Below are 26,858 nucleotides of genomic sequence, written 5' to 3'. Positions count from 1 at the left end.
GGGCCGAACGGGCCGGGCCGCGGGATCAGGCCCCGGCCGCCACGGTCTCGCGCGCGCGCTCGGCGATACGGGCCGATTTGCCGCGGCGGCCGCGCAGATAATACAGCTTCGCGCGGCGCACGGCGCCGCGGCGCACGACCTTGATCTCGGCGATCGCCGGCGCATAGAGCGGGAAGATGCGCTCGACGCCCTCGCCGTTCGAGATCTTGCGCACGGTGAAGTTGCTGTTCAGCCCCTTGTTCGAACGCGCGATCACCACGCCCTCATAGGCCTGGACGCGCTGGCGCTCGCCTTCGACGACGCGGACCGACACGCGGACCGTGTCGCCGGGGCCGAATTCGGGTACCGCGCGGGCGGCCGAGAGACGCGCGATCTCGTCGGCCTCATATTGCTGGATGATGTTCATGATCGAGTCCTTCGCTTGAAAACAGTCAATGCGTCCGCTTCGGCTCAGCCGTCGGGCTGGCCGGGCGGGCGCGATCTTGGCCGGCGCGCTCCAGGCGCGCCGCCCACAAATCGGGCCGGCGCGTCCGGGTCGCGATCTCGGATTCAGTCCGCCGCCAGTTCGCGATGGCGGCATGATGACCGGACAGCAGGATGTCGGGCACTTCGCGCCCCTCCCAGCTCGCCGGCTTGGTGTAATGCGGATATTCCAGCAACCCGTCGGAAAAACTCTCCTCCGTGCCGCTGGCGTCGGAACCCATGACCCCGGGGATCAGCCGCACGCAGCTATCCAGCAGCACCAGCGCCGCCATCTCCCCGCCTGACAGGACATAATCGCCGATCGAAACCTGCTCGGCCCCGCTGGCCTCCAGCACCCGCTCGTCCACCCCTTCATAACGGCCGCACAGCACCACCAGGCCCGGCCCGCCGGCATAGCGGCGGACATCCTCCTGGCGCAGCGGACGGCCGCGCGGCGTGGGATAGACCAGCGGCCTGCCGGCCAGCGCGACGTCGCGGATCGCCGCGGACACCACGTCCGGACGCATGACCATGCCGGCCCCGCCTCCGAACGGCGTATCGTCCACGGTGCGATGCCGCCCCAGCCCGTACTCGCGCAGATTGCATGTCCGCAGCGACCACAGCCCGTCCGCCAGCGCGCGTCCGGCCAGGGACTGGCCCAGCGGACCGGGGAACATGTCCGGAAACAGGGTCAGCATCGTGGCCTGCCAGGTCATGACGCCGCCCCGACTTCCGGGACTCCGGCCCTCGAAATCTCGACTTTCGAGACCTCGACCGCATCCGGACGCGAGACGTCGCCCTGGACCTCGACCTCGTCGGGCAGCACCGCGACGATCCGCCCGGCCGCCACGTCGATGACCGGAAAGCACGCCCGGGTAAAGGGCAGGATCAGCGGCGCATGGCCGCTCCCGCCGATCTCCAGGCTGACCCCCGCGCCATAGTCATGGACCGTCAGCACCCGCCCCAAGGACGCGCCGCACGACGCGTCGCGCCCCTCCAGGCAGACGTCCAGGCCGATCAGGTCGGTGAAATAGAACTCGTCCTGATCCGGCTCCGGCAGGCTGGCCCGCGCGACATAGAGCCGCCGGTTCACCATCGCCTGCGCGGCGTCGCGCCCGGCCAGCGCCCGGCCCGCCGCATCGCGCAGCTCGGCAATGCCGTCGCCCCGCCATTGCAGGGTCCAGCCCTGCCCCCGGTCGTCGGTCAGCACCCCATAGGCGGCCAGGTCCTCCGGCACGGCGGCGTAGCTGTGTACGCGCACCAGCCCCCGCACGCCATGCGGACGTCCCACCACACCCATCAGGATACGATCGCGATCCACCGGTTCAGCCTGCCCGTAATCCTATCCGCGCCGTCCGCAATCAGGCCGCGGCGGCAGCCGCGGCAGCGGCGGCACGTTCCTGCGCGCGCTTCTTCGGCGCCGACTTCTTGGGCTGCTCGTTATAGGCGGGCTTCGGCGCCAGGCCGGCATTGCCCAGGAAGCGGGCCACGCGGTCGGTCGGCAGCGCGCCCTGCGACAGCCAGTGCGCGATGCGCTCGTTCACCAGCCGCACGCGGTCGGCATGGTCGGACGGCAGCATCGGGTTGTAGGCGCCCACCTTCTCGATGAAGCGGCCATCGCGGGGCGAACGGCTGTCGGCCACCACGATGTGGTAGTACGGACGCTTCTTCGCACCGGCGCGGGCAAGGCGGATCTTCAGGCTCATTTGAAACACTACTCCGAAAGAAAACTCTGGATACGGACCAAGGCGAAACGGATTGGACGATCCCGTCAGCCGAACGGACGGCCGCCCGGCGGTTTCGCCCCCTTGGGCATGAGAGCGGACATCCCCTGGCGCATGAGTCCCTTCATGCCGAGCTTGTTGATCCGCTTCATCATCGTGGACATGTCGTCGAACTGCTTCAGCAGCCGGTTGACGTCCTGAACTGTGGTCCCCGACCCGGCGGCGATGCGCTTCTTGCGCGACGCCTTGATGATGGCGGGCGTCTTGCGCTCCGCCCTGGTCATGGACGAAATGATGGCCTGGTGGCGCTTCAGGACCGACGTATCCAGGTCCTTGTCACCCAGCGCCTGCTTGACCTTCCCCATGCCGGGCAGCATGTCCAGGATGCCGGACAGCGAGCCCATCTTGGAAATCTGGCGGATCTGCGCGGCATAATCGTCCAGGTCGAACTGCCCGCGCATCATCTTGAGGGCGATCTTCTCGCTCTCTTCATGATCCAGCGTATCGGCGGCCTTCTCGACCAGGCCCGCGATGTCGCCCAGCCCCAGGATGCGGCCGGCCACGCGCTCGGGATGGAACTCCTCCAGCGCGTCCAGCTTCTCGCCCGAACCGGTCAGCTTGATCGGCGCGCCGGTAATCGCGCGCATCGACAGCGCGGCGCCCCCGCGGGCATCGCCGTCCATGCGGGTCATGACGACGCCGGTCACGCCCACCGCCTCGTTGAACGCCTTCGCGGTGTTCACCGCGTCCTGGCCGGTCATCGCATCGACGACCAGCAGGGTTTCGGCCGGCGACGTCTCGGCGCGGATCGCCCGCACCTCGTCCATCAGCGCCTCGTCGATCGACAGGCGCCCGGCCGTGTCCAGGATGACGACGTCGAACCCCTCGCGCCGGCCGGTATCCATCGCACGGCGCGCGATCTCGACCGGGCTCTGGCCGGGCACGATCGGCAGCGACGGCACGCCCGCGCGCTCGGCAAGCTGCTGCAACTGCAACTGCGCGGCCGGGCGCTGGGTATCCAGGCTGGCCAGCAGCACCTTCCGGCGCTCGCGCGTCGCCAGGCGCAGCGCGATCTTGCCCGACGTGGTGGTCTTGCCCGATCCCTGCAGGCCGACCATCAGGATCGGCACCGGCGCCACGGCATTCAGGTTCAGCGGCACCGCCCCGGCGCCGCCCAGCGCGTCGATCAGCGCGTCATTGACGATCTTGGCCACCGCCTGGCCGGGCGAGATGCTGCCCAGCACCTCGTGCCCCACGGCGCGCTCGCGCACCTTGGCGACGAAATCCTTGACGACGGGCAGCGCCACGTCAGCGTCCAGCATCGCCAGACGCACCTCGCGCATCGCCTCGGCCACATCGGCCTCGGACAGCGCGCCGCGCTTGGCGAGCCCATCGAACACACCGGAGAGCTTGCTGGAAAGCGTCTCGAACAAAGGCCCGTCACTCCAAGGGGACTGTCACCCCAAAAGACGTCGCGCCACTGCGCGAGCACTCGCGGAGTGGCGTTCCTGATGATGGGGGTGGCTTTACCCGCCTCCCCCTTCCTTGTCAACGAAATCGACCGCACGGGCCGCGCCGGGGGACGAATCGCGCCCCGACGCGGCCCTGGCCCGCCCCTTACTTGCCTGGGACCGGCTTCATCACGTCATGCATCTCCTGGCGCAATGCGCGGATCTTCTCCACCCGCGCCCTGGCCTGGGCCAGTTGATCCGGGGTCAGGATGTCGTGGATCTTCACCGCGATGTCCAGCCGCCGGGCGGCCTCCGCCTGGCGCAGGCCCTCGATCTGCTGCGTCAGCGTCGTCAGCTTCGCCTTGTCGACCGCTCCCGGGGCCAGCAGCACGTCCTCGATCTGCCGATGCAGGTCGCCAAGCTGCTTCCAGTCGCCTTTATGCGCGTGCCGCGCGTCCTGGAAAATCTCGTGCAGTTGCTTGTGCTGCGCCGGCGTCAGCTTCAGCCCGGCCAGGAGCGCCATCTCCCCATGCATGCCGCCGTGCATGCCGTGCCCCTCGAAACCACCATGCATGCCGGGTCCGCCCATGCCATGATCGCCCATGCCGTAATCGCCCATGCCCGGGCCGGGCGGCATGTCCTGCGCCAGCGCCGCGCCGCCGGACAGGCTCGCCAGGACCGTCATGGCCAGCATCGTCTTCTTGAACATCGTCGGGCCTTTCCTCTTCCCATGAACCGGAACCATGGTCCCGGGGTGACGATGGGAATGTAATCACGCCCGACCGTCCGGAAATCCGGCGAATATGCTACGAAATGTAAGAGGCTGTATCGCAAACCCTGCAACCGGGCGAGAGCCGCCGCAGAGCTGCATCTGTCACGGCCGGCCTTGTCACTTGGCCGCCTTGGCGCTCCCGCGCGGCCGGTCGGCCGGCAGCATCTCGCCGGTGGCGGCATAATAGACGCGCTCGGCGATATTGGTGGCGTGGTCGCCGATCCGTTCCAAATTCTTGGCGATGAACAGCAGGTGCGTGCAGGACCGGATGGTGCGCGGATCTTCCATCATATAGGTCACCAGCTCGCGGAACATGGCGGTATACAGCTCGTCGATCGCGGCGTCGGAGTACCAGACCGCGACCGCCCCCTCGCTGTCCCGCCGGGCCATCGCGTCGATCGCCCGGCACAGATTCTCATGCACCAGCCGCCCCATGGCGCGCAGCCCGCCCACCGGCACGTCGGTGGGCTGCGCCTCGACCTTCCGCGCGCGCTTGGCGACGCTGGCGGCGCAATCGCCGATCCGCTCCAGGTCGCCGGTGATCTTCAGCACCGACACGATCTCGCGCAGGTCGCCGGCCATCGGCGCGCGCAACGCCAGCAGCCGGATCGCCAGCGCCTCGACGTCGCGTTCCAGCGCATCGACCTGCGGGTCCAGCGCCTGGGCCTCGCGCGACGCCTGCTCGTCCCTGTCGACGATCGCGGCGATCGCCAGCGCGCTCTGCCGCTCGACCAGCCTGCCCATGGCGCTGGTCATGCCGCGCAACTGGGTCAGCTCCTGCTCGTAGCTCTTGACGGTATGCGCCTGTTCCTTGACCACGCTGCCCCTCCTTCCCGTGTCAGCCGAAGCGGCCGGTGATGTAGTCCTGGGTGCGGCGCTCACGCGGGGCGGTGAACATGCGGTCGGCATTGTCCACCTCGACCAGTTCCCCCAGGTAGAAGAACGCCACGCGGTCCGCGCAGCGCGCCGCCTGCTGCATGTTGTGCGTCACGATCGCGATCGTGAACTCCGCCTTCAGCTCGTCCAGCAATTCCTCGATCCGCGCCGTCGAGATCGGGTCCAGCGCGCTGGTCGGCTCGTCCAGCAGGATCACCTCGGGCCGCGTCGCAATCGTCCGCGCAATGCACAGCCGCTGCTGCTGCCCCCCCGACAGCGCCGTCGCCGACGTCCCCAGCCGGTCCTTCACCTCGCCCCACAGCGCCACCCGCCGCAGCACGTCCTCGACCCGCGCATCCATCTCCGGCCGCCCCAGCGTCTCGTGCAGCCGCACCCCGAACGCGATGTTCTCGTAGATCGACATCGGAAACGGCGTCGGCTTCTGGAACACCATCCCGATCCGCGACCGCAGCACGTTCAGGTCCATCTCCGGCGACAGGATGTTCCGCCCGTCGAACGTCACCTCCCCCGTCGCCCGCTGCCCGGGATACAAATCATACATCCGGTTCAGCACCCGCAGCAGCGTCGACTTGCCGCACCCCGACGGGCCGATCATCCCCGTCACCCGCCGCGCCGGAAAATCCAGCGTGATGTCCCGCAGCGCCCGGTGCGCCCCATACCAGAAATCCAGCCCACGCACCGAAAGCGCCGGCGCCGCGGCATCCGCCGCCGGCACGTCCTGCATCACCCCGTCCCTCATTTCTTGATGTCCCATCGGCGCACCGTCCATGGCCCTACTGCCCCGCGCCCAGCCGCCGGTGCCACATCCGCACCACCACGTTCAGCACCAGCACCCCCGCCGTGATCAGCAGCGCGCCCGTCCAGGCCAACTGCACCCAGTCGTCATACGCCGACCCCGCATATTGATAGATCGCCACCGGCAGGCTGGCCATCGGCGCGTCCAGCGACAGCGACCAGTTCATGTTCCCCAGCGAGGTGAACAGCAGCGGCGCCGTCTCCCCCGACACCCGCGCCACCGCCAGCAGGATCCCCGTCAGCACCCCGGCCCGCGCCGCCCGCAGGCACACCTGCAGCACGACCCGCCATTTCGGCGCCCCCAGCGCATAGGCCGCCTCGCGCATCGTCAGCGGCACCAGCCGCAGCATGTCCTCGGTCGTCCGCACCACCACCGGCACGAACAGCATCGCCAGCGCAACCGCCCCCGACAGGCCCGAAAAATGCCCCACCGGCGCCACCAGCGCCAGATACACGAACAGACCCACCAGGATCGACGGCGCCGACAGCATCATGTCCGACACGAACCGCACCACCGCCACCACACGCCCGTCGGTCGCGTATTCCGACAGGTAGATCCCCGTCAGCAGCCCCACCGGCGTGCCGATCGCCGCCGCCAGCCCGGTCTGCACCAGGCTGCCCGCGATCGCGTTCGCCAGCCCCCCGCCGCCGCCCGGCGGCGTCATCACCCGCACCAGCGTCCCCGCCGACAGGCCGGGCAGCCCCCGCGCCAGCAACGTCAGCAGGATCGAGCCCAGCGCCAGCAGCACGATCCCCGTCGCCCCCAGGCTCAGCCCCGTCGCCAGACGGTCCGCCAGCCGACGCCGTGCCGCCAGCCGGCCGCCGCGCCCCCAGCCCGCCCCGGACGGCGCCGCGGGCACCCCGGCCAGTTCCCCCGACATCGCGTCACCGGACGTCGCGTCACCCGGCGGCGCCTCACCCGGCGCCGCGCCGCCGCTCATCGTCCCGTTCTCCCGGTCCGCCATCTCACGCCCCCCGCCGCAGCAGCACCCGCGAGCAGGCCAGCGTGACGAACGAGATCACCATCAGGATGAAGCCCAGCGCCAGCAGCGACGACAATTTCAGGCTGCCCGCCGCGCTCTCGGGAAATTCCAGCGCGATCAGCGACGCGATCGTGTTCCCCGGCGCGAACAGCGACCAGCCGATCCGGTTGGTGTTGCCGATCACGAAGGTCACCGCCATCGTCTCGCCCAGCGCCCGCCCCATCCCCAGCATCACACCGCCCACCAGCGCCGGACGCGACCAGGGCAGGATCACGCTGCGCATCACCTCCCACCGCGTCGCACCCAGCCCATAGGCGCTCTCGCGGATCTGCGCCGGCATCGCCGTGAACACGTCGCGCATCACCGCGCACACGAACGGCGTCACCATCACCGCCAGCACCAGCCCACCGGTCAGCAGCCCCGTCCCGTAGGGCGCCCCGTGAAACAGCACCCCCAGCACCGGCACATGCCCAAGATGCCGGTTCGCCCACGGCTGCACCACCCGCGCCATCACCGGCACGATCACGAAGAAGCCCCACATCCCGAATATGATCGACGGCACCGCCGCCAGAAGCTGCACCGCCATGCCGATCGGCCCCGCCACCGACCCCGGCGCCATCTCCACCAGCCAGAACGCGATCCCGAACGCCAGCGGCACCGCAATCAGCAGCGCCAGCACCGTCGTCATCACCGAACCGAACACCGGCGCAAGCGCCCCGAAATGCTCCGACACCGGGTTCCATGCCGTGCTCCACGCAAAGCCGGGGCCAAACGCACCCCACGCCTGCGCCCCGCCCCACGCCAGAACCCCGATCAGACCCCCAAGAAGCGCCAGAAGCGACCACCCGCTCAGCCGCACCGCAGCCGAAAAGATCGCATCCCCCACACCGCCCGCCGCCCGCCGCGCGGCCACCATGGTCGAAGGGGGTGACAGCGTCGAAGGCTCCATGCAGGCTCCGCTGGAATGGGCGCCCGGAATCGGGGAATCCCCGGACGCATCGTCAGAATCAGGCGCGCGGGCTGCGCCGCGCCGGCAATCGGCCACACCCGGCCTCATGCCGGGCGCGGCCTGTCCGCGCGACCATTACTGGACCGCCCCCCGCCCCCGCAACCGCCGATCGCGCCTCCCGGGCGCTTTCCGCTCAGGCGCGGCCAAAGCGCGACAGTCGCTCGATCACCAGGTCGAAATATCCCTCGGCATCCAGCCGGTTCAGCACCAGCGCGTTCGCCGCCTCTCCGCTCACGCCCCACCAGTCGATGACCGTCATGCCCCGGGTCAGCGCGCCGTGGCATTCGATCCCCACATGCGCCAGCCGGCCGCTGAACAGGTCCGGCCGCAACAGCGCCGCGATCACCGTCGGATCATGCAGCGGCCCGCCGTCGGTGCCCCATTGGCGGGCGTTGTAGTCCTTGTTGAACAGCAGCAGGTGATAGAACGCCTCGGCCAGCGGCGTGCCGATGGCGCGCAGCCGCGCCATGCGGGCCTGCGTGGTCAGCGCCTGGTGGGTGCAATCCAGCGGGATCATCGTGATCGGCACGCCTGAGGCGAAGATCCGGGCCGCCGCCTCGGGGTCGACATGGATGTTGTATTCGGCCGCCGGCGTGATGTTGCCGCCCTCGGCGCGCGCGCCGCCCATCAGCACGATCCCGTGCAGATGCTCCGCCAGGCGCGGCTCGCGGCCCATCGCCAGCGCGACATTCGTCAACGGCGCCAGGCAGCACAGGGTGACGCTGCCCTTCGGCCGCGCCATCACCAGTTCGACGATCCGGTCCGGCGCGAATCCCTCGGCCGCGCGCAGGCCGGGCGGCGGCAGGTCGTAGCCGTCGAATCCGGTGGCGCCATGGACGTGCTCGGCGGTCCGCAGCGCGCCCATCAGCGGCCCGGCCGCCCCGGCATAGACCGGCACGTCCCCCCGCCCCGCCAGTTCCAGCGCCATCAGCGCGTTGCGCGTCGTCAGCGCCAGCGGCACGTTGCCGCCCACGGTGGTCAGCGCCAGCACCTCCAGCTCGTCGGGCGAGGCCAGCGCCATCAGGAACGCCACCGCATCGTCCGGCGACGGATCGGTATCGATGATGATGGGACGGATCATCCCCCAGCCTTCCCCGTCAGGACTCAGCGCCGGCGCGTCGGATACGCCACCCCCAGCGCGTCGCGCGCCTCGGTGGCCAGGCGATCGACCCGCTCGTTATTCTCGTCGCCCGAATGGCCGCGCACCCAGCGCCAGCTCACCTCGTGCCGGGCGCTCACATCCAGCAGCCGCCGCCACAGATCCATGTTGGCCACCGGATCGCCCGCGGCGTTGCGCCAGTTGCGCCGCACCCAGCCCGTATGCCAGCGGGTGATGCCGTTGCGCACATATTCGCTGTCCGTATGCAGCACCACCCGGCACGGACGCTTCAGCGCCTCCAGCGCCTCGGCCGCCGCCGTCAGTTCCATGCGGTTGTTGGTGGTCTCGGCCGCGCCGCCCGAAATCTCACGCTCGCTGCCCCGGAATTTCAGCAGCGCCGCCCAGCCGCCCGGCCCCGGATTGGGCTTGCACCCCCCGTCGGTCCAGATCTCGACCAGCGACAGATCCGTCTCGGCATCCGCCTCGGCCGGCCGCTCGGTGTCAGAAACCATGATCCGCCGCCCCCGGCAACGCGCCCGCCGATGCCGCGCGATGGAACCGCAGGCGCGGCAGGTAATCCAGCGGATCCTTGCGCGTCACCATCGCGCCGGCCGGCGTGTTCACCCAATCATACAGCCGGGTCAGCAGGAACCGCATCGCGGCCCCTGCCGCCAGCACCGGCAGCGCCGCGCGCTCCGCCTCACCCAGCGGCCGAACCGATTCGTACCCCGCGATCAGCGCGCGCGACCGCGCCGCGTCGAACCGCCCCTGCGCGTCGAAGCACCAGGCGTTCAGGCAGATCGCGACGTCGTACGCCAGGATGTCGGTGCAGGCGAAATAGAAATCGATGATTCCGGACACCGCGCCGTCCAGAAAGAAGACATTGTCCGGAAACAGGTCGGCATGGATCTGCCCGCGCGGCAGCGCGCCCGGCGCCGGCCAGGCCGGCAGGATCTCCGCCAGCGCCGCATCCAGCTCGGCCACCAGCCCCGGCTGCACCGAATCGCCGTCCCTCCGGCAGGAATCCAGCAGGCCCGGCCAGGATCCGGGGCCCAAGGCATTGGGGCGCACGGCGTCATATCCCTGCCCGGCCAGATGCAGCCGGGCCAGCGCGGCGCCGACCGGCCCGCAATGCGCTTCCGTCACCGCGCGCGGCCAGACGCCGGGCAGGAAAGTGGTGATCGCCGCCGGCCGCCCGGCCAGCACGCGCAGCGCCGCCCCGTCCCGCGCCGCCACCGGGCGCGGACAGGACAGGCCATGGTCGGACAGATACCCCATCAGCCCCAGGAACCAGGGCAGGTCCTCGGGATTCACCCGCCGCTCGTACAGGGTCAGGATAAAGTCGCTCCCCGCAACGCCCCCTTTGGCGTTCCCTGCGGCGCCTCCCGTGGTGCCCCCCGTGGTGCGCAGGACGAAATTACTGTTCTCGACCCCTTCGGCGATGCCGCGAAACGCCGTCAGCGCCCCGATATCGTACGCCGACAGAAATGCGCGCAACGCCTCGTCGGACACATCCGTATAGACAGCCATGCAAGCGGGTTCTGTTCAGCCCAGCGGCGCCGGCAGGCGGAAGATCACGTTCTCTTCCTTGACCGTCCGTTCCTCGATTTCCAGCGTAAAGCGCTTGGCCAGCGCCGCCACCATCTCCTGCACCAGCGCCTCGGGCGCCGACGCGCCGGCGGTGATCCCCAGCGTGCTCACCCCGTCCAGCACCGACCAGTCCAGGTCGCCCAGGCGCGGCACCAGCAGGGCGCGCGGCGCGCCCGAGCGCTCCGCCACCTCACGCAGGCGCTGCGAGTTCGACGAATTCGGCGAACCGATCACGATCACCAGGTCGCAGCCCGGCGCGATCGCCTTCACCGCTTCCTGCCGGTTGGTCGTGGCATAGCAGATATCCTCGCGCTTCGGCCCTTCGATCAGCGGAAAGCGGCGGCGCAGGATCTCGACGATCTCGGCTGTGTCGTCGACCGACAGCGTGGTCTGGGTAATGAAGGCCAGGCGCGCCGGGTCGGCCGGCCGCACGGTGCGGGCCTCCTCGGCATCATTGATCAGGGTCACCGCCCCCTGCGGCAACTGGCCCATCGTGCCGACCACCTCCGGATGCCCGGCATGGCCGATCATCAGGATATGCCGGCTCTCCGGGCCGCCATCGGCGAAATGGCGCTCGGCCTCGCGATGCACCTTCGATACCAGCGGGCAGGTCGCGTCCAGATACAGCAGGTTGCGCCGCTCGGCCTCGGCCGGCACGCTCTTGGGCACGCCATGGGCGGAAAAGACGACATGACCGTCGGCCGGCACCTCGTCCAGTTCCTCGACGAAGATCGCCCCCTGCGCCTCCAGCGCCTCGACCACCGTACGGTTATGGACGATCTCGTGCCGGACATAGACCGGCGCGCCATAGCGGCGGATCGCCTCCTCGACCACCCGGATCGCCCGGTCGACACCGGCGCAGAACCCGCGCGGACCGGCCAGCAGGACCTTCAGCGACCGGGTCGGCGCGTCGGCCGATTCCAGGGCCGGGGCGGGATCGGGCGTGTGAATCATCTGATCTGGCATGGTGTTCCCCAAACGTCCGGCGGGCGGTATAGGATACGGGCCGAGGGCAGCCTCCGGCCGGCCGCTGCATCCCGATGCTGGTTCGGCCCTACGCAAAGCAGGGACATGGCGCAAGCCATTTTCCTGCGACTCCGGCGCATTTGGACATACCCGTCCGACCGACGCCACAGAAACACACGCCGCGGACCATCCGTCCCCACGGCCGCCCGCAACCTGACCGAGAAAACGAGACCCCGGACCCCAGCATGACCATCGTCATTCCGACCGGCCCGCGCCGCCCCCGCCGTCCCGCCCTTCTCTGCGGCCTGGCGCTCCTGCCGCTCGCGATTCTGCTGACTGCCTGCGACGCCGACAATCCGAACGCCTTCGCCCCCGCCTGCCCGCTCGTCGAGGTCCCGGGCCCCGCCGCCGACCTGGCGGCCTACGATGGCGAGACGCACGATGTCGGCCACCTGGTCGCCCGCGCCAGCCTGACCCGCGTCAGCGGCAGTTGCCGCGCCGCCGGCCGGCACACCCATGACATCGTCACCGACATCAGCCTGGGCCTGACCGTCAGCCGGGGCCCCGCGACCGGCCACGCGGTGGACATTCCGTATTTCATCGCGGTCGTCCAGGACGGCGAGATCAAGAGCAAGAAGCAGTTCGTCGAAACCGTCACCTTCCCGCCCAACGTGACCGAGACGCACATCTTCACCCATATCGTCCCGATCACGCTGCCCATCGGGCACCACGTCACGGTCGACAGCTATCATATCGAGGTCGGCTTCCAGCTCACCCGCGCGCAGCTCGACTATAATCGCGCCCACCTGCTCGCCCCCGCCTTCCACCCGCTCTGATCCCGAAGCGGATATGACAGCCATCACACCCGCACCGGCCCCCCCATCGGCTCCCGCATCGGCCCGCATGCGCGAAATGACCGTGCGGGGCCTGATCCTGGGCGCGCTCATCACCGTCGTCTTCACGGCCTCGAACGTCTATCTCGGGCTCAAGATCGGGCTGACGGTCGCCTCGTCGATCCCGGCGGCCGTGATCTCGATGTCGGTGCTGCGGGCGCTGGGCGGCGGCACGATCCTGGAAAACAACCTGGTCCAGACCCAGGCCTCGGCGGCCGGGACGCTGTCCTGCGTGTTCATCTCGTTCCCGTGCCTGGTGCTGATCGGCTATTGGCAGCATTTCCCCTATTTTCAGGTCATGCTGCTCTCGCTGGCCGGCGGCATGACCGGCGTGCTGTTCACCGTGCCGCTGCGCCGGGCGATGGTGACGCACAGCAGCCTGCCCTACCCCGAGGGCGTCGCAGCGGCCGAAATCCTCAAGGCCGGCTCGGACAGCGGCAGTCCCGAAAGCCTGCAGGCGCTCATGACCGGCGGCCTGGTCTCGGCGGTGGTCACGCTCGCCACTGGCGGGCTACGGGTGCTGGCCGACGGCGCGTCGGCGACCGCGGTCTGGGGCGGCGCGGTCTTCCGCGCCTCGGCCGGCTTCTCGCTGGCGCTGCTCGGCGCGGGCTACCTGGTCGGCATCGCGGGCGGCATCGCCATGCTCGCCGGCGCCGTCATCGCCTGGGGCGCCGCGGTGCCGGTGCTCAGCCTGCTGCTGCCCAATACCGCCCATTTGCCGGCCGCCGATTACGCGACCCAGCTCTGGGCGCAGAAGGTCCGCTTCATGGGCGCGGGCACGATCGCCGTCGCCGCCGTCTGGACCCTGGCCGCGCTGGCCCGCCCCGTCGCCGCCGGCATCCGCGACATGCTGCGCGCCGGCCGGTCGGTCGGCGACGGCGACCGTCACCGCGACCTCTCCCCCCGCACCCTGGCGCTGCTGACCCTGCTGTCCCTGGGCGTGCTGTTCGGCCTGTTCGCGGCCTTCCTGCTGCCGGGAACGGCGGACGCGCGCGGCATGCTCGCCGCGGCCCTCGCCGCCACCCTGTTCTGCGGGCTGTTCGGCTTCCTGGTCGCGGCGGCCTGCGGCTACATGGCCGGCATCGTCGGCTCGTCCTCCTCGCCGCTGTCCGGCATCGCGATCATCGCCACCGTCATGATCGCCGCCTTCCTGCTCGGGCTCGAACGGCTGGGCTGGATGCCGGCCGAATTCTCCGCCGGCGGCCAGCGGCTGGCGGTCGCCTTCGCACTGTTCGTGCTGTCGGCCATCGTCGCCTCGTCGGCGATTTCCAACGACAATCTCCAGGACCTCAAGACCGGCCAGTTGGTCGGCGCCTCCCCCTGGCGCCAGCAGGCCGCCCTGCTGGTCGGCTGCGTCAGCGGCGCCGTGGTCATCCCGCCGGTGCTGGAGCTGCTCTACCAGGCGTACGGCTTCGTCGGCGCCCTGCCCCGCCCGGGCATGGACCCCGCCCACGCCCTGGCGGCGCCGCAGCCGGCCCTGCTGGTCACCCTCGTCAACGGCATCTTCCTGCACCGGCTGGACTGGACGATGATCACGCTGGGCGCCACCCTTGGCGTCGTGCTGATCGCGGCTGACCTGCTGCTGCGCCGGCGCGGCGCGGCGCTGCCGCCGCTCGCCGTCGGCATCGGCCTGTATCTCCCGCCCTCGGTCAGCGTCACGCTCGCCATCGGCGCCGTCATCGGTTGGATCAGCACCCGCGGCCGCCCCGCGCTCCGGGCCGAAACCGGCATCGGCACCATGCTGGCCTCGGGCTTCATCGTCGGCGAAAGCCTGACCGGCGTGCTGCTCGCCGCGGTCGCCGGCGCCACCGGGCGCGACGACACGCTCTCGATCCTGCCGTCCCATGCCGGCGACGTGCCGAAATTACTGGGATTCCTGGTCTTCGTCGCCATATGCATCTGGTTCGGACGCTCGATCCGGCGCGAATGACATCTCAGGAGGTCCCATCCCGGTGATTCCCTTCTCGATCCTCGACCTGTCGCTGATCGTCCGCGACAGCACCGCCGCCGCCGCCTTCGCCAACAGCCTCGACCTAGCCCGCCATGCCGAGGCTCTGGGGTTTCACCGCTACTGGGTGGCCGAACACCATGCCATGCCGGGCATCGCCTCGGCCGCGACCGCGGTGCTGATCGGCCATCTGGCGGCGGGCACGCGCAGCATCCGCGTCGGCGCCGGCGGCATCATGCTGCCCAACCATGCGCCGCTGACCGTGGCCGAACAGTTCGGCACGCTGGAAAGCCTCTTCCCCGGCCGGATCGACCTGGGGCTGGGCCGCGCCCCCGGCTCGGACCAGGAAACCATGCGCGCGCTGCGGCGCGACCCCGCCAGCGCCGACCGCTTCCCGCAGGACGTCGTCGAACTGCTGCATTATTTCGACGAACCCGTCCCCGGCCAGCGCGTACGGGCCGTTCCCGGCGCCGGGCTGGACATCCCGGTCTGGCTCCTGGGCTCCTCCCTGTTCTCGGCCCAGCTTGCGGCCCATCTCGGCCTGCCCTTCGCCTTCGCGTCGCATTTCGCGCCCGACCAGATGGAACAGGCCGTCACCCTCTACCGCCAGCTCTTCACCCCCTCGCCCCGGCTGGCGCAGCCCTATGTCATGCTGGGGCTGAACGTGATCGCCGCCGACAGCGACGACGCCGCCCGCATGCTCTTCACCTCGCACCAGCAGCAATTCGTGGCCCTGCGCCGCGGCATGCCAGGCCAGTTTCCGCCGCCCGTCGCCTCGACCGAGGGGCTATGGAGCCAGATGGAACGCGCCGGCGTCGAACGCGCCCTGGCCTGCGCCGTGGTCGGCGGTCCCGATACGCTGCGCGCGGGCCTCGCGCGCTTCATCGCCCGCCACCGCCCCGACGAACTGATGCTGGTCGGCGCCATCCACGACCACGCGGCCCGGCTGCACTCCTTCTCCCTCGCCGCCGCCGCCCACCGGCAATTGGCCGACACGGGCTGACATGAGCTGACACGGAACGATGGACGGCCCGCATCGCCGGTGCGATGATCCGCCCATGCCTATCCCATTCTGCATCCCGTTCAAAGATCTCGCTTTCCCTGCCCCCACCGCCGAAAGCCTGACCCGGGCCTTCGGCGCGGTGAACGCCCTGCTCGATGCCGGTCAGCGTGACGGCGCGCTGGCGCTGTTCGATACCGAACGCCGCGCCTACGAAAGCTGGGCGTCCATGGTGGCGCTCCGCTTCGCGCAGGATACCGGCTCGGCCCAGGCCCGCGCCGACCGCGAACTGGCCGACGGCCTGACCCCCCTGGTGACCGAGCACGAGGTCGGCATCAAGCGCCGCCTGCTGGACGATCCCAACCGCGCCGGGCTGCTGCATGCCGTGGGCACGCATACCGTCCGGCTGTGGGAAACCGACATCACCACCTTCGATACGCGCCTGCGCCCGGCGCTCGAGGAAGAATCCCGCCTGGCCGCCGACTATACCGCCCTGCTGGCCGCCGCCCGGGTGACGATCGGCGACCGCACGGTCAATCTCTCCGGCCTCGCCCCGTTCGCCGAGGATCTCGACCGCACCGTCCGCCACCAGGCGGAACGCGCGCGCTGGGACGTCTTCGCCGGCCATGGCGCGCAGTTGGACACGCTCTATGACCGCCTGGTCCACGTCCGCGACGGCATGGCCAGGACACTCGGCTACGACAATTACGTGGCGCTGGGCTATCGCCGGATGCGCCGGGTCGATTACGGCCCCCAGGACGTCGCGCGCTTCCGCGACGAAATCCGCGCCCATGTGGTCCCCCTGGTCGCGGCCATCATGGAAAATCGCCGCCTGACCATGAACTGGGACCGGCTTCGCGCATGGGACGAGCCGCTGATCGACCCGCTGGGCAATCCCCGTCCGGCCGGCGGCCACGACCTGCTGCTCGAACGCGCCCGGACCATGTTCGACCGCATGGGCGGCGATCTGGGTCCGTTCTATGCCGGGATGGTCCAGGGCGGCTATCTCGACCTGCAGAACCGCCCGGGCAAGGCCGGGGGCGGGTTCTGCACCGCCTTCCCCAGCATCGGCATGCCGTTCATCTTCGCCAATTTCAACGGCACGCCGCACGACATCGCCGTCTTCACGCACGAAATGGGCCACGCCTACCAGAACTGGAAAAGCCGCGACCTGCCCGGGATCGACCTGCTCTGGCCGACCATGGAGGCCGCCGAGATCAATTCCATGGCGCTGGAATTCCTCACCTGGCCCCATATCGACCTGATGGTCGAGGACGGCGCGGCCGAGCGGTTCCGCCGCGCCCACCTGATCGGCGCCCTGACCTTCCTGCCCTATGGGGCCTGCGTCGATCATTTCCAGCATGAGGTCTATGCCCGCCCGGACATGTCGCCCCAGGATCGGCACGCGACCTGGCTGCAGCTCGAACGGCTCTACATGCCCTGGCGCGACTGGGGCGACCTGGCATGGCCGGCCAAGGGCGGCCGGTGGCAGGCCCAGGGCCATATCTACCGCTCGCCCTTCTATTACATCGACTATGCGCTGGCCCTATGCTGCGCGATGCAGTTCTGGCTGCGCGCCCGCAAGGACCGGCACGGCACGATGGCGACCTACACCGACCTCTGCGCGCTGGGGGGCGCCCAGCCCTTTACCGGATTGCTGGCCGCCGCCGGGCTCGAAAGCCCGTTCGCCCCGGGCACCCTGACCGATATCGTGGCCGAGGCGGAAAATTACCTGCAGATGCGCTGAAACAGGCCGGCGGGCCGGATGACGCGGCGTGACGGCGCGGAAATGAATGGCGGGGGCTTCAATGCCCCCGCGTGTCCCAGCCGGCCAGCAGGTCGACCACCGCCTGGGCCGACATGCGCCGCGCATCGCCCAGCGCCAGCGCCCCATCCGGATTCAGCACCTGCCCCTTGGGGGTAACGATCAGTACGGTCGGCACCGCCTTGATCGTCACGCCATATTTCTGCGCGATGTCCAGATTGGTGTCGATATGCCCGACATTGACGTTCACCCGCTCGAAGCTCGCGGCCACCCAGGGGGCCACGGTCGGCAGCGCCAGAACACCCGCCAGCATGCGGCAATCGGGGCACCAGTTCCCGCCGAAATCGATCAGCACGTTCCTGCCCGACGCCCGCGCCCTGGCGAACGCTTCATCGACCTGCGCCTGGGCGCCCTCCGGCGGGCCATAGGGCGCGGCGACGGGGTGCGGCACCGCGTGCCCCACCTTCGGCGTCGGCGGCAGTTCCGCCAGGGCGGGCGTGGACAGCACGCCCAGCAGCATGGCGGGCAGGATTGCGGCGGAAAGCAGGCGGCGCAGTTTCATGATGTTCCGGGTCCATCGATTAGAAAGGGCAGAAAAGGCAAATGGAGCAAGATAACGGCGGGAATGAACGAGCGATAATATCCCGTCAAGATGGACCACAGGCGTCATCCGCCATACAACTCCGCCGACAGGACATCAGGACAGAAGGAACCGCCCCCGGATGACAGAGTCCCCGCCCAGCATCACCCGCACCTTGGCCAAGACCGCCGCCCTGGTCGCGCTGACGGCCGGCCTGATGGCCAGCCTGCGCTACAGCGCCACGGTCGCGCACTGGGTCGATCACATTGCCGGCACCCGCCTGTGGAGCGCCCTGTACAGCCTGGCCGGCGCATCCGACGCCCTGCAGCGCGAGCGGCTGATCCTGATGGGCGTCACCGTCGCCTGCTTCCTGGTGGCCCTCCCCCTCGTCCAGGCCGGCGAATGGGCGGTGGACCGGCTCCGCGCCCGCCGCGCGGGATTACGGACCGGGAACTGATCCCGGCGACGCGCCGCCCGCGGCCGAACCCGCCCCTGCATCCCCCGCCGCGTCCCGGTCCCAGAAGAATGTCAGCTCGTGCTTGTTGTGCCACAGATGCCGCACCGATCCGCCCGGGATCGCGGCAAAGGCCTCGGCGGTCTCATGATCGGTCTCGCCCTGGAACTTGATGGTCAGCACGATCCGCCGCGCCATCCCCGCCGCGATCCATCGCCGTGCCAGCGCCAGCAGACGCGGCGGATAGGCGATGATATCCGAAAACAGCCAATCCACCGGCCCCAGTTCCTCGGGCGCGATCCCGAACGCGCTGCCCCGCAGGGACCGTACCCCCGGCATCGCAGCCACCTCCGGGGCCAGTTCGGCGCGGTCCACCGCGACGATCTCGGCACCGCATCGTGCCACCACCCAGGTCCATCCCCCCGGCGCCGCGCCCAGATCGACGCAGCGTTCGCCCGGCACCGGCCAGCGCCCCAGCCGGGCACAGGCCTCCCATAATTTCAGATAGGCGCGCGAGGGTGGCCCCTCCCGGTCCTCGACGAACTGCGCCGCCCCGTTCACGAAGGGCGAGGATTTGCGCGCCGACAGCAGCATCCGGTCCGGTGCCAGCAGGGTCCACGCCCCCAGATGCCCGCCCGGCGCGGCCGCGGGAAAGACCAGCTTCCGCGCCGAGACCGGCGGCAGCCGCTCGGCGATCAGCGCCGCCCGGCGATGATGCAGCACCGCATGGCACGCCCAGTTGCGCTGCCGTCCGCGCAGCAGCGCGGCCGCCGCCCCGATCGAGGCGATCGGGTGGATCTCGGGCTCCAGCCAGGTATCCAGCGCCCAGGCCGCCTCGACCGGCACGTCGGGCGACAGCGCCAGCCGCCCGTGCCACCCCGTCACGCGCACGCCCTTGCGGCGCAATTCCTCGGTCAGCGCCTCCTCGAACCCCTCGGCCGCCAGATAGGCCGCGCCACAGGCCGCGCCCGCCCCGTCCGGCAGGGCAATCCCCTGCTTCGCCCGGATGTCCCGGATCTCGGCACCGCTCCCGCTCATCGCCGCACGCCGTCCAGCACCAGCATCAGCCAGGCCAGCATCAGCAGGCTGCCACCGGTCGGCGCCACCGGCCCCGGATGCCGCCCCGTCACCCCGGTCCAGGCGACCGCGCCGCAGAACAGCACCGCCCCCGCCACGAACCCGCCGCCCGCCAGCAACAGCAGCCGGCGCCGCCCGCCATCCCGGCCCGCCAGCAGCCCGACCACCAGCAGGACAGGCGCGTGCCACATCCCCATCTCCACCGCCTCGCGCGCCAGCGCGCGGCCGGCCGGGGCGAACATCGCATCGGGCAGGTGCGCGACCAGCGCGCCGCCGGCCACCGACAGCAGGCCGAGCACACCCCCGGCCACCTGGAAAAACCGCGCCGCGCACGGCCGCGCCGCAATAGCAGCAGGGGGGGCAGCAGGGGTGGAAGCAGGCGAAGACATCATGACGGACATCTACCCGCACTGCCCGCATGCCGTATAGTCGCCCCATGCCACGCTACGACCTGTTTCCCGACATCGCGCCCTTCGACAGCGGCTTCCTCGCCGTCGGCGATGGGCACGAACTCTATTGGGAACAGGCCGGCAACCCGTCCGGACGGACCGTGCTGTTCCTGCATGGCGGCCCGGGCGCCGGCGCCGGCGCGGTGCATCGCCGCTTCTTCGACCCCGACCATTGGCGCATCGTCCTGTTCGACCAGCGCGGCGCCGGCCGCTCGCGTCCCCACGCGTCGGTCGCCGCCAACACCACGCCGCACCTGCTGGCCGACATCGAAATGCTGCGCCGCCACCTGAACATCGCGGACTGGCTGCTCTTCGGCGGCTCATGGGGCTCGACCCTCGCGCTGGCCTATGCCCAGGCCCACCCCGAACGGGTACGCGCCATGATCCTGCGCGGCATCTTCCTGGGCCGCCCGCGCGAACTGGACTGGTTCTTCCACGGGCTGGCCCATGTCTTCCCCGACGCCCACGCCGCCTTCCTGTCCCACCTGCCCGAACAGGACCGGAACGACCCGCTGGCCGGCTATTGCCGCCTGCTGTTCGACCCGGACCCGGCCATCCACCTGCCCGCATCCCGCGCCTGGGCGTCCTACGAGGGCACGTGCTCCACCCTGATCCCCGCCCCGTCCCTGGTCACCGGCTTCGTGCACGACCGCGCCGTCGTCGGCCTGGCGCGGATCGAAGCCCATTATTTCCGCCACGACCTGTTCCTGCCGCCCGGGGGATTGCTGGCGGGCATGGCGCGCATCGCGCATATCCCCGGTCACATCGTCCAGGGCCGCTACGACATGGTCTGCCCCAGCCAGTCGGCATGGGACCTGTCGCGCCTCTGGCCGCGCGCGACCCTCAGCCTGGTCCCCGACGCCGGCCATTCCGCCCTGGAACCCGGCATCCGCCGCCGCCTGATCGCCTGCGTGGAAGAGTTCCGCGACGCATGACGAACGCCCCCGCGCACGCCGCGAGACATAATACCGGCCGAACCGCGCCGTGCGCGGCGCGTTCGCTCGGCGTTCGCCTCGTCACGACGACCCATAATCACAATAACGGGCCCACGACAATGAACTCATATGCACGCCGTCCCTCTCCCAAATGGCCCGCTCCGCGATGGGCCTCGCCGCGATGGATCCCACTGCGATGGACCTGGGTCGCCCTGCTGCCCCTGGCCGCCTGCGCCACGCAGCCCAAGCCCCCGCCGGCGCCCCCTCCGCCGCCGCCCTTCGCCGAGGCCGACGCCGATTTCGTCGGCAAGGCCGCCCACATCGACACCTTCGAAATCGCCATCTCCCAGCTTGCCGCCAGCCAATCCGCCAATCCGAAGATCAAGTCCTACGCGACCCGCACGGGCACCGACCATACGGCGAACCGGGACAGGCTCGGCACCATCGCGGACCAGCACGGCGCGACTCTGCCGACCGATCTCACGTCGGATGAAAACGACGTGCTGAACAGGCTGAAGACGGAAAAGGGCCGGGCCTTCGACCATGATTTCATCCATATCCAGATCGAAGGCCATCGCGAGGCCCTGCCCCTGTTCCAGACCGCGGCCCGAAACGCTACCGACCCGGCGCTGAAATCCTATGCCGCCGACACGGCCCCCGTCATCCAGTCGCATCTGGACATGGCGACCGCCCTGGTCCAACACAAACGTCATCATGACCGGCACCACCACTGAAGAAGCGGCGCGTGCCGGCCGGGGAGAACGCCAGCCGGGGGACCGTCGCTTCGGCACGTGACGCCGCAAGAGCGCTTTCCCCCGGTTCCATCCTCCGGCCGAAAGGCATTGCGCGCATGAACATCAGGATCGATCGCATCATCACCCGGGGCGGCGATTCCGGACAGACCGCCCTGGGCGACGGCACGCGGGTGGATAAATCCTGTCCCAGGATCGAGGCCCTGGGCACGGTGGACGAGGCCAATGCCACGATCGGCGTACTGCGCCTGCACGTCCCGCCCGCCTCGCCGCTGGACGCCACGCTCGCACGCCTGCAATCGCTGCTGTTCGATATCGGCGGCATGCTGTGCGTGCCCGAAACGGAATCCCCCGAAACGGAATCCTCGGCCGGCACGTCCGACAATTTCCGGGGCGGCGACGCGGCGGTCGCCTTTATCGAACAGGCGACCGAACAATTGCGCGCCGGCCAGGAACCGCTGCGCAGCTTCGTCCTGCCCGCCGGCACGCCGGGCGCGGCCCACGCCCACCTGGCCCGCACCGTGGTCCGCCGCGCCGAACGGCGGGTCGCCGCCCTGCGTCACGACGCCCCGATCAGCCCCTCGGTGCTGCGCTGCCTCAACCGGCTGTCGGATTACCTGTTCGTGCTGGGCCGCCACCTCAACGATGACGGACGCGCCGACATCCTCTGGGTCCCCGGCAGCGCCTCACAAGGCTAGAGCATGTCCACTGAACTCCGGTTCACTGGAAATGCTCTATACTGGAAATGCTCTATATTGTTATTTCGTCGAGCATCATCCGTTCAAACGAGTCCGTTTGAACGGGATCTGCTCTGGCCCCGGAAACCAGCCCGGCGCCCTTATCCCAGCGCGGCCTTCGGCGCGATGGCCCGACCATCCGCCGGCCGGCACAGCGGATGGTCGGGCGTCGCCAGCTCAAGCAACGTCTCATAGGCCGCCTCGACCAGGCTGGTCCGGCTGGCGGTGACGTCCAGTTCCAGCAGCACCTCGGAATCGTCGGGCTCTTCCAGGGCCGCGAACTGGCTGGTCAGCATCGAGGCCGGCATGAAATGCCCGGTCCGCTGGCCCAGACGCGGCGCGATATCCTCAGGCCGGCCCTTCAGATAGACGAAGCACACCCGCGCATCGCCGCCGGTGATCACATCGCGATAGCGCCGCTTCAGCGACGAACAGGTCACGATCCCGCACCCGCCGCCCTGCAGCCAGTCGCGCGCCACCGCGCCGATCTTCTCCAGCCATGGCGCCCGGTCGGCGTCGGTCAGCGGAATGCCGGCGCTCATCTTGGCGATGTTCGCCTCCGGATGCAGTTCGTCGCCCTCGACGATGGGCCAGCCGACCCGCCGGGCCAGCAATTGCGCCAGAGTGGATTTTCCCGACCCGGACACCCCCATGACGACCAGGACGCGCGGTGCCCCGACCTGTTTCAGGCGCTCGGAAGCCCGGGCCAGCGGAACGGTCGGAAAGGCGCGCGGCGCTGCGGACGCGCTCAAGGGGGCATGCTGTGACATAATGGACGTATTTCCCTGCTTGCTCGTCTTCTAAGTGTCTTCCGCCGCGATGAAGCCCCAGGCGAACCGAAGGGCAAGGCCGCCCGAACCGAGGGCATCCCCCCGGGGGCGCCGGACCGACCCGCATAGTGGTGTCCCTCCCCGCCGGACAGGGCAAGCGCTAGGCGCGATTGTCACCCAAAAGTGACCCTGCCCATCCCGGCCGCCACGTCCCTGGGCACACCGGACTGGCCATGACGACGACCCCCGATCCATGGACAGATCATGTATAGATCAGCGGACATCCAGGTAATCGCATCACGGCGATGCATATGACCACCCGGAATTTCCGCCCGATGCCCGCCTTTCATTGCACAGGGCCGCCCTGCCGTTCCACAAGACACGCATCGTTTACATACGCACCTACATCCGGCCGCGCATTGTCCATGACGCGCCCGTAAAGACGGAACGAGACCATGAACCACCGACTGCAACAAATTGCCCGCAGATGACAATCTGCACATATTTGGCGGCTCCCGCGCCCGAAAACCCAAGAATTTCGGTCATAACGGCCTTGCATTTTCTTAGAGAAACGGTGTAGAAAAGAATCATTAGGGCAACTCGCCTCCCGACGTCCGGCTTCGTGCCCGGATTCGTACAGGGCAGGCGTTGAAGTGCTCGCCCCTAGCCAAGCACGTGGCCGCAGCGGTTCAAGGTTCAAAAGAACCGTATGATCTGTGGCCACGACACACCGGAATCAGTGATTCAGGCGTCACGCACCGTGATCCCACCAGACAGTGCCCACCAGACAGTGACAGTGCCAGACAGTGATTGACACAGTGATCGACTAAATCCAGGCCATACGGCGCGTACCGCCTGACCCTGTCCCGGGCCGAAACCGGATTATGTCTCCCTCTTTGATATTTCGAGAGTTTTACAGTGTCCGTATATAACGAAACGCATCCATTATCCGGCGAGACGGAGCCGGCCGACGTCGACGATCGCGATGAGGTCAGCGAAGAGGCCCTGCGTCTCGCCCTGGCCCGTCTCGGCTCCAAGCGGCCGGCCACATCCCAGCCGCCGTCCCCGTCGACGCACCAATCCGCGGCCGCCCAGCCGGCGTCGCGCCCGTCCCGCGGGTTCGAACCGGCGCAGCGCCGCCGCAAGTTCGTCCAGGACGGCGAGGTCCGGGTCGAGCATCACGCCATCGCCCGCCCCTCGCCCCGCGCGCTGCACGCGCCGTCCGAGGAGAATGCCGAACTCGAACGTCTCCGCCACCTGCTGCGCCAGGAACAGAAACTGCGCGAGGATGCCGAACGCGCCTGCCACGACGCCCAGGCCGGCCTGCGCTCGATGGAAACCCGCGCCGGCCATGCCGACATCGTGCTGGCCGAGGCCCAGGCCGGCATCGAAAGCCGCAACGAGGAAATCCTGGCCCTGAAGGCCAGCCTGCATGCCGCCCGCGCCGACATCGCGCGCCTCGAACAGCAATTGGCCCGCCGGCCGCAGCCGGCCCCCGCGTCGGCCAAGGTCGCTCCCCCCAAGGTCGCTCCCGGCGTCGCTCATGGATTCGCCCCGGCGGCCATGCCGGCGCCCCTCCCACGGGTCGGCCGTCCACGCCGCGTCGTCGCCCAGGTCGAGGCGCCAGAACCCGAGCCGGTGAAATGGTGGATCAAGAAGAAATAACCGCTCTTCACACGGACATGATTCCCGCTCCGGGCGGCCGGTTCGCCATCGTCACGGTCGTCGCCAGCACGGCCGCCGCCATCGCCATGCTGATGATGGGTCCATTGCTTGACGGGCTGCTCCTGCTGCTGCGCGACGTGTTCGGCGTGCTGGCGCTGCCGTTCTCCTTCCTGTTCGGCATGGCCGGCAACAGCGACCATGCCGCGCGCCTGGACCATGTAATGGGCGGCATGGGGGCCGGCCTGCCGCGCCACCCGGCGCGCGCGCTGGGGGCCGCGGCACTCTGCGCGCTGAATGCCGTGCTGTTCCTGCTGGCCCATTTTTCGCAGGCACCCGGCACGGGCGCCCGCCTGCTGACGGGGGGCGCGGCGGCGACGGCGCTGGCGGCCGGCTGGCTGGGCGGCCCGGCCGTGGCCCTTGTCCTGCTGCCCGGCCTGATCGCGGAAATCCGCGTCGCGGCCCGGCCGCTCACACGAACATGATGCCGCCCGGCGCGACCGACCCGCTACATGACCTGTTGGCGAAATAAGACATAAGAGGCTTACGAAAACAGCCTCCAAGCAACAAGCAACCGTAACGCCCTCGTCAGGATCACGTCATACATGACAGGAACATCCACCCGGTCGCGCTTCAACCGCGCGCTTCCGCATCTCCCCGTCATCACCGACATCCCCGCGCGCCTCGACCGCCTGCCCTGGTCGCGCTTCCACCTGCTCGTGGTGGTGGCGCTCGGCATCACCTGGGTGCTGGACGGGCTCGAAGTCACCGTCGTCGGCTCGGTGGCGCCCGTCCTGCAACGTCACGACACGCTGGGCCTCTCGGCCACCGACATCGGCGGCGCGGCATCGGCCTATGTCGCGGGCGCCGTGATCGGCGCGCTGCTGTTCGGCTGGCTCAGCGACCGGCTCGGCCGACGCCAGATCTTCACCGTCACGCTGGCCTTCTATATCGCGGGCGTCGGACTGACCGCCCTGTCGTGGAACCTCGCCAGTTTCGCCCTGTTCCGCTTCATGACCGGGCTCGGAATCGGCGGCGAATATTCGGCGATCAACTCGGCCATCGACGAATTGATGCCCGCCCGCCTGCGCGGCCGGATCGACCTGATCGTCAACGGCACGTTCTGGGCGGGCGCCGCGCTGGGCGCCGGCGCCTCGACCGTGCTGCTTCAGGGCAGCGTTCTGCCGGTGGCCACCGGCTGGCGGGTCGTCTTCGCCCTCGGCGCCCTGCTGGGGCTGGCGGTCGTCACGCTCCGCCGCTGGGTCCCCGAAAGCCCGCGCTGGCTGATGACCCACCGCCGGATCGACGAAGCCACTCGCATCGTCTCATGGATCGAAACCCGCCACGGCGGCCCGGGCCATATCACCGAAACGCTGGAAACCGTGTCGATCTACCCCGCCGGCACGTTCGGACTGCACGAGGCGCTGCGGGTCATCATCGGCCCTTATCGCGGCCGCGCCGGCTACGTGCTGGTGCTGATGGCCGCGCAGGCCTTCCTCTACAATGCCGTGTTCTTCACCTACGGCCTGGTCCTGACCCGCTACGGCCACGTCCCCGACGGCCGGGTGGGGCTGTATATCCTGCCGCTGGCCATGGGCAACCTGCTGGGCCCGCTGCTGCTCGGGCGCCTGTTCGACACGGTGGGGCGCCGCTACATGATCGGCCTGACCTACCTGCTGGCCGGCCTGCTGATGGCCGCCGTCGCCTGGCTGTTCTCCATCGGGGCGCTGGATGCGCGCCTGCTCACCCTGTTCTGGGTCGCGATCTTCTTCTTCGCCTCGGCCGCCGCCAGCGCCGCCTACCTGACCGCCAGCGAGATCTTCCCCCTCGAAATCCGCTCGCTGACCATCGCGCTGTTCTATGCGCTGGGCACGCTGTTCGGCGGCGTCGCAGCGCCGCTGCTGTTCGGCTGGCTGATCGGGCAGGGCAGCCTGGGGGCCCTCTCGGCCGGCTATGCCGCCGCCGCCGTGCTGATGCTGGCCGCCGCCGCCGTCGCCGTCCGCTGGGGCGTCGATGCCGAAGGCCGCTCGCTGGAACATATCGCCCCGCCCCTGTCCAGCATGCTGTAGCGCATGACGCCGCGCCGCC

At 69.6% G+C, this 26,858-nt stretch carries 29 protein-coding genes; 11 read left to right on the top strand and 18 right to left on the bottom strand.

The annotated features are described in order from the left end of the window. Window positions 1–25 precede the first annotated feature (25 nt). The 14 genes from rplS to ispH all read right to left on the bottom strand — a co-directional run bounded on the left by rplS (window position 26) and on the right by ispH (window position 11,736). Window positions 26–406, bottom strand: a complete 381-nt coding sequence (gene rplS, locus AAC691_RS00760) for a 50S ribosomal protein L19 (RefSeq protein WP_176639967.1) — start codon at window positions 404–406, stop codon at window positions 26–28. 25 nt (window positions 407–431) lie between these two features. After that, window positions 432–1,178: a tRNA (guanosine(37)-N1)-methyltransferase TrmD gene (gene trmD, locus AAC691_RS00755; protein WP_176639966.1), complete on the bottom strand. Its 747-nt coding sequence runs from the start codon at window positions 1,176–1,178 to the stop codon at window positions 432–434. Continuing rightward, on the bottom strand, window positions 1,175–1,783 hold the full coding sequence (rimM, locus tag AAC691_RS00750; protein WP_342628641.1) for a ribosome maturation factor RimM: 609 nt from the start codon (window positions 1,781–1,783) through the stop codon (window positions 1,175–1,177). Before rimM ends, trmD begins: the two co-directional genes overlap by 4 nt. A gap of 40 nt (window positions 1,784–1,823) precedes the next feature. Beyond that, window positions 1,824–2,168 (bottom strand): 30S ribosomal protein S16, encoded by a 345-nt coding sequence (rpsP, locus tag AAC691_RS00745; protein WP_176641433.1) that lies wholly within the window; start codon window positions 2,166–2,168, stop codon window positions 1,824–1,826. A 65-nt stretch (window positions 2,169–2,233) separates the two neighbouring features. After that, complete coding sequence (gene ffh / locus AAC691_RS00740) at window positions 2,234–3,619, bottom strand: signal recognition particle protein (RefSeq protein ID WP_323990826.1); 1,386 nt, start codon at window positions 3,617–3,619, stop codon at window positions 2,234–2,236. 184 nt (window positions 3,620–3,803) lie between these two features. Next, the gene (locus tag AAC691_RS00735; RefSeq protein ID WP_342628640.1) at window positions 3,804–4,346 is read right to left on the bottom strand and encodes a Spy/CpxP family protein refolding chaperone; all 543 of its coding nucleotides are present in this window, start codon (window positions 4,344–4,346) and stop codon (window positions 3,804–3,806) included. A 180-nt stretch (window positions 4,347–4,526) separates the two neighbouring features. Further along, window positions 4,527–5,228 carry a phosphate signaling complex protein PhoU gene (gene phoU / locus AAC691_RS00730; protein ID WP_342628639.1) on the bottom strand — a complete coding sequence of 234 codons (702 nt, stop codon included), beginning with the start codon at window positions 5,226–5,228 and terminating at the stop codon, window positions 4,527–4,529. Window positions 5,229–5,247: 19 nt separating this feature from the next. Beyond that, window positions 5,248–6,045, bottom strand: coding sequence for a phosphate ABC transporter ATP-binding protein PstB (gene pstB / locus AAC691_RS00725; protein ID WP_342630099.1), 798 nt, complete (start codon window positions 6,043–6,045; stop codon window positions 5,248–5,250). A gap of 34 nt (window positions 6,046–6,079) precedes the next feature. After that, window positions 6,080–6,982: a phosphate ABC transporter permease PstA gene (pstA, locus tag AAC691_RS00720; RefSeq protein WP_323993639.1), complete on the bottom strand. Its 903-nt coding sequence runs from the start codon at window positions 6,980–6,982 to the stop codon at window positions 6,080–6,082. Between the two features lie 85 nt (window positions 6,983–7,067). Then, on the bottom strand, window positions 7,068–8,033 hold the full coding sequence (pstC, locus tag AAC691_RS00715; RefSeq protein WP_408906036.1) for a phosphate ABC transporter permease subunit PstC: 966 nt from the start codon (window positions 8,031–8,033) through the stop codon (window positions 7,068–7,070). A gap of 193 nt (window positions 8,034–8,226) precedes the next feature. Then, a complete protein-coding gene (locus AAC691_RS00710; protein WP_342628638.1) occupies window positions 8,227–9,174 on the bottom strand; it encodes a nucleoside hydrolase in 948 nt (315 codons plus the stop codon). Window positions 9,175–9,197: 23 nt separating this feature from the next. Further along, complete coding sequence (gene rnhA, locus AAC691_RS00705) at window positions 9,198–9,704, bottom strand: ribonuclease HI (RefSeq protein WP_342628637.1); 507 nt, start codon at window positions 9,702–9,704, stop codon at window positions 9,198–9,200. Beyond that, entirely contained in the window at window positions 9,694–10,722 is a 1,029-nt protein-coding gene (locus AAC691_RS00700; protein WP_342628636.1) for a homoserine kinase, read from the bottom strand. Before AAC691_RS00700 ends, rnhA begins: the two co-directional genes overlap by 11 nt. A gap of 15 nt (window positions 10,723–10,737) precedes the next feature. After that, complete coding sequence (gene ispH, locus AAC691_RS00695) at window positions 10,738–11,736, bottom strand: 4-hydroxy-3-methylbut-2-enyl diphosphate reductase (protein WP_342630097.1); 999 nt, start codon at window positions 11,734–11,736, stop codon at window positions 10,738–10,740. A gap of 257 nt (window positions 11,737–11,993) precedes the next feature. On the opposite strand from ispH, the gene AAC691_RS00690 reads away from it, so the two are divergent. The 4 genes from AAC691_RS00690 to AAC691_RS00675 all read left to right on the top strand — a co-directional run bounded on the left by AAC691_RS00690 (window position 11,994) and on the right by AAC691_RS00675 (window position 17,336). After that, the gene (locus tag AAC691_RS00690; protein WP_342628635.1) at window positions 11,994–12,584 is read left to right on the top strand and encodes a hypothetical protein; all 591 of its coding nucleotides are present in this window, start codon (window positions 11,994–11,996) and stop codon (window positions 12,582–12,584) included. A gap of 67 nt (window positions 12,585–12,651) precedes the next feature. Then, a complete protein-coding gene (locus tag AAC691_RS00685) occupies window positions 12,652–14,571 on the top strand; it encodes an OPT family oligopeptide transporter (RefSeq protein ID WP_342628634.1) in 1,920 nt (639 codons plus the stop codon). Between the two features lie 22 nt (window positions 14,572–14,593). Continuing rightward, window positions 14,594–15,592 carry an LLM class flavin-dependent oxidoreductase gene (locus tag AAC691_RS00680; protein ID WP_342628633.1) on the top strand — a complete coding sequence of 333 codons (999 nt, stop codon included), beginning with the start codon at window positions 14,594–14,596 and terminating at the stop codon, window positions 15,590–15,592. Between the two features lie 55 nt (window positions 15,593–15,647). After that, window positions 15,648–17,336 (top strand): M3 family oligoendopeptidase, encoded by a 1,689-nt coding sequence (locus tag AAC691_RS00675; RefSeq protein WP_342628632.1) that lies wholly within the window; start codon window positions 15,648–15,650, stop codon window positions 17,334–17,336. A gap of 58 nt (window positions 17,337–17,394) precedes the next feature. Here the strand turns inward: AAC691_RS00675 and AAC691_RS00670 are convergent, their stop codons facing one another. Then, window positions 17,395–17,916, bottom strand: coding sequence for a thioredoxin family protein (locus tag AAC691_RS00670; RefSeq protein ID WP_176640587.1), 522 nt, complete (start codon window positions 17,914–17,916; stop codon window positions 17,395–17,397). A gap of 160 nt (window positions 17,917–18,076) precedes the next feature. On the opposite strand from AAC691_RS00670, the gene AAC691_RS00665 reads away from it, so the two are divergent. After that, window positions 18,077–18,391: a hypothetical protein gene (locus AAC691_RS00665; RefSeq protein WP_342628631.1), complete on the top strand. Its 315-nt coding sequence runs from the start codon at window positions 18,077–18,079 to the stop codon at window positions 18,389–18,391. Here the strand turns inward: AAC691_RS00665 and AAC691_RS00660 are convergent. Both AAC691_RS00660 and AAC691_RS00655 read right to left on the bottom strand, forming a co-directional pair. Then, window positions 18,374–19,426 carry an SAM-dependent methyltransferase gene (locus tag AAC691_RS00660; RefSeq protein WP_342628630.1) on the bottom strand — a complete coding sequence of 351 codons (1,053 nt, stop codon included), beginning with the start codon at window positions 19,424–19,426 and terminating at the stop codon, window positions 18,374–18,376. The two genes, AAC691_RS00665 and AAC691_RS00660, sit on opposite strands and share 18 nt — an antisense overlap. Continuing rightward, entirely contained in the window at window positions 19,423–19,857 is a 435-nt protein-coding gene (locus AAC691_RS00655; protein WP_323990815.1) for a DUF423 domain-containing protein, read from the bottom strand. The genes AAC691_RS00660 and AAC691_RS00655 overlap by 4 nt, the downstream gene beginning before the upstream one ends. Before the next feature lie 44 nt (window positions 19,858–19,901). Here AAC691_RS00655 and pip point away from each other — a divergent pair, with 44 nt between their 5' ends. The 3 genes from pip (at window position 19,902) to AAC691_RS00640 (ending at window position 22,299) form a co-directional block, all read left to right on the top strand. Then, window positions 19,902–20,849 carry a prolyl aminopeptidase gene (gene pip / locus AAC691_RS00650; RefSeq protein ID WP_323993635.1) on the top strand — a complete coding sequence of 316 codons (948 nt, stop codon included), beginning with the start codon at window positions 19,902–19,904 and terminating at the stop codon, window positions 20,847–20,849. 119 nt (window positions 20,850–20,968) lie between these two features. Beyond that, window positions 20,969–21,583: a DUF4142 domain-containing protein gene (locus AAC691_RS00645; RefSeq protein ID WP_342628629.1), complete on the top strand. Its 615-nt coding sequence runs from the start codon at window positions 20,969–20,971 to the stop codon at window positions 21,581–21,583. A 116-nt stretch (window positions 21,584–21,699) separates the two neighbouring features. Continuing rightward, window positions 21,700–22,299: a cob(I)yrinic acid a,c-diamide adenosyltransferase gene (locus tag AAC691_RS00640; protein ID WP_342628628.1), complete on the top strand. Its 600-nt coding sequence runs from the start codon at window positions 21,700–21,702 to the stop codon at window positions 22,297–22,299. A gap of 140 nt (window positions 22,300–22,439) precedes the next feature. On the opposite strand, the gene AAC691_RS00635 is transcribed toward AAC691_RS00640, so the two are convergent. Next, the gene (locus AAC691_RS00635; RefSeq protein ID WP_342628627.1) at window positions 22,440–23,108 is read right to left on the bottom strand and encodes a gluconokinase, GntK/IdnK-type; all 669 of its coding nucleotides are present in this window, start codon (window positions 23,106–23,108) and stop codon (window positions 22,440–22,442) included. Between the two features lie 918 nt (window positions 23,109–24,026). Here AAC691_RS00635 and AAC691_RS00630 point away from each other — a divergent pair. From AAC691_RS00630 to AAC691_RS00620, 3 genes are all read left to right on the top strand, one after another. After that, entirely contained in the window at window positions 24,027–24,773 is a 747-nt protein-coding gene (locus AAC691_RS00630; protein WP_342628626.1) for a hypothetical protein, read from the top strand. A 17-nt stretch (window positions 24,774–24,790) separates the two neighbouring features. After that, window positions 24,791–25,255 (top strand): hypothetical protein, encoded by a 465-nt coding sequence (locus AAC691_RS00625; RefSeq protein WP_342628625.1) that lies wholly within the window; start codon window positions 24,791–24,793, stop codon window positions 25,253–25,255. Between the two features lie 120 nt (window positions 25,256–25,375). Beyond that, window positions 25,376–26,839, top strand: a complete 1,464-nt coding sequence (locus tag AAC691_RS00620; RefSeq protein ID WP_342628624.1) for an MFS transporter — start codon at window positions 25,376–25,378, stop codon at window positions 26,837–26,839. Window positions 26,840–26,858 lie beyond the last annotated feature (19 nt).

The sequence above is a fragment of the Nguyenibacter vanlangensis genome (assembly GCF_038719015.1).
Classification (GTDB): Bacteria; Pseudomonadota; Alphaproteobacteria; order Acetobacterales; family Acetobacteraceae; genus Gluconacetobacter; species Gluconacetobacter vanlangensis.
This window is presented reverse-complemented; position numbering and strand designations above follow the sequence as displayed.

Bases quoted from the DNA above. Each gene is read 5' to 3' on its own strand.
- AAC691_RS00635 (WP_342628627.1), bottom strand. From the start codon at position 23,108: ATGTCACAGCATGCCCCCTTGAGCGCGTCCGCAGCGCCGCGCGCCTTT.
- rpsP (WP_176641433.1), bottom strand. From the start codon at position 2,168: ATGAGCCTGAAGATCCGCCTTGCCCGCGCCGGTGCGAAGAAGCGTCCG.
- AAC691_RS00620 (WP_342628624.1), top strand. From the start codon at position 25,376: ATGACAGGAACATCCACCCGGTCGCGCTTCAACCGCGCGCTTCCGCAT.
- AAC691_RS00640 (WP_342628628.1), top strand. From the start codon at position 21,700: ATGAACATCAGGATCGATCGCATCATCACCCGGGGCGGCGATTCCGGA.
- AAC691_RS00670 (WP_176640587.1), bottom strand. From the start codon at position 17,916: ATGAAACTGCGCCGCCTGCTTTCCGCCGCAATCCTGCCCGCCATGCTG.
- AAC691_RS00700 (WP_342628636.1), bottom strand. From the start codon at position 10,722: ATGGCTGTCTATACGGATGTGTCCGACGAGGCGTTGCGCGCATTTCTG.
- AAC691_RS00690 (WP_342628635.1), top strand. From the start codon at position 11,994: ATGACCATCGTCATTCCGACCGGCCCGCGCCGCCCCCGCCGTCCCGCC.
- rnhA (WP_342628637.1), bottom strand. From the start codon at position 9,704: ATGGTTTCTGACACCGAGCGGCCGGCCGAGGCGGATGCCGAGACGGAT.
- AAC691_RS00655 (WP_323990815.1), bottom strand. From the start codon at position 19,857: ATGATGTCTTCGCCTGCTTCCACCCCTGCTGCCCCCCCTGCTGCTATT.
- ispH (WP_342630097.1), bottom strand. From the start codon at position 11,736: ATGATTCACACGCCCGATCCCGCCCCGGCCCTGGAATCGGCCGACGCG.
- rplS (WP_176639967.1), bottom strand. From the start codon at position 406: ATGAACATCATCCAGCAATATGAGGCCGACGAGATCGCGCGTCTCTCG.
- AAC691_RS00685 (WP_342628634.1), top strand. From the start codon at position 12,652: ATGCGCGAAATGACCGTGCGGGGCCTGATCCTGGGCGCGCTCATCACC.
- AAC691_RS00660 (WP_342628630.1), bottom strand. From the start codon at position 19,426: ATGAGCGGGAGCGGTGCCGAGATCCGGGACATCCGGGCGAAGCAGGGG.
- AAC691_RS00645 (WP_342628629.1), top strand. From the start codon at position 20,969: ATGAACTCATATGCACGCCGTCCCTCTCCCAAATGGCCCGCTCCGCGA.
- pstC (WP_408906036.1), bottom strand. From the start codon at position 8,033: ATGGAGCCTTCGACGCTGTCACCCCCTTCGACCATGGTGGCCGCGCGG.
- pip (WP_323993635.1), top strand. From the start codon at position 19,902: ATGCCACGCTACGACCTGTTTCCCGACATCGCGCCCTTCGACAGCGGC.
- AAC691_RS00710 (WP_342628638.1), bottom strand. From the start codon at position 9,174: ATGATCCGTCCCATCATCATCGATACCGATCCGTCGCCGGACGATGCG.
- AAC691_RS00665 (WP_342628631.1), top strand. From the start codon at position 18,077: ATGACAGAGTCCCCGCCCAGCATCACCCGCACCTTGGCCAAGACCGCC.
- trmD (WP_176639966.1), bottom strand. From the start codon at position 1,178: ATGACCTGGCAGGCCACGATGCTGACCCTGTTTCCGGACATGTTCCCC.
- pstB (WP_342630099.1), bottom strand. From the start codon at position 6,045: ATGAGGGACGGGGTGATGCAGGACGTGCCGGCGGCGGATGCCGCGGCG.
- pstA (WP_323993639.1), bottom strand. From the start codon at position 6,982: ATGTCGGGGGAACTGGCCGGGGTGCCCGCGGCGCCGTCCGGGGCGGGC.
- AAC691_RS00735 (WP_342628640.1), bottom strand. From the start codon at position 4,346: ATGTTCAAGAAGACGATGCTGGCCATGACGGTCCTGGCGAGCCTGTCC.
- AAC691_RS00625 (WP_342628625.1), top strand. From the start codon at position 24,791: ATGATTCCCGCTCCGGGCGGCCGGTTCGCCATCGTCACGGTCGTCGCC.
- AAC691_RS00675 (WP_342628632.1), top strand. From the start codon at position 15,648: ATGCCTATCCCATTCTGCATCCCGTTCAAAGATCTCGCTTTCCCTGCC.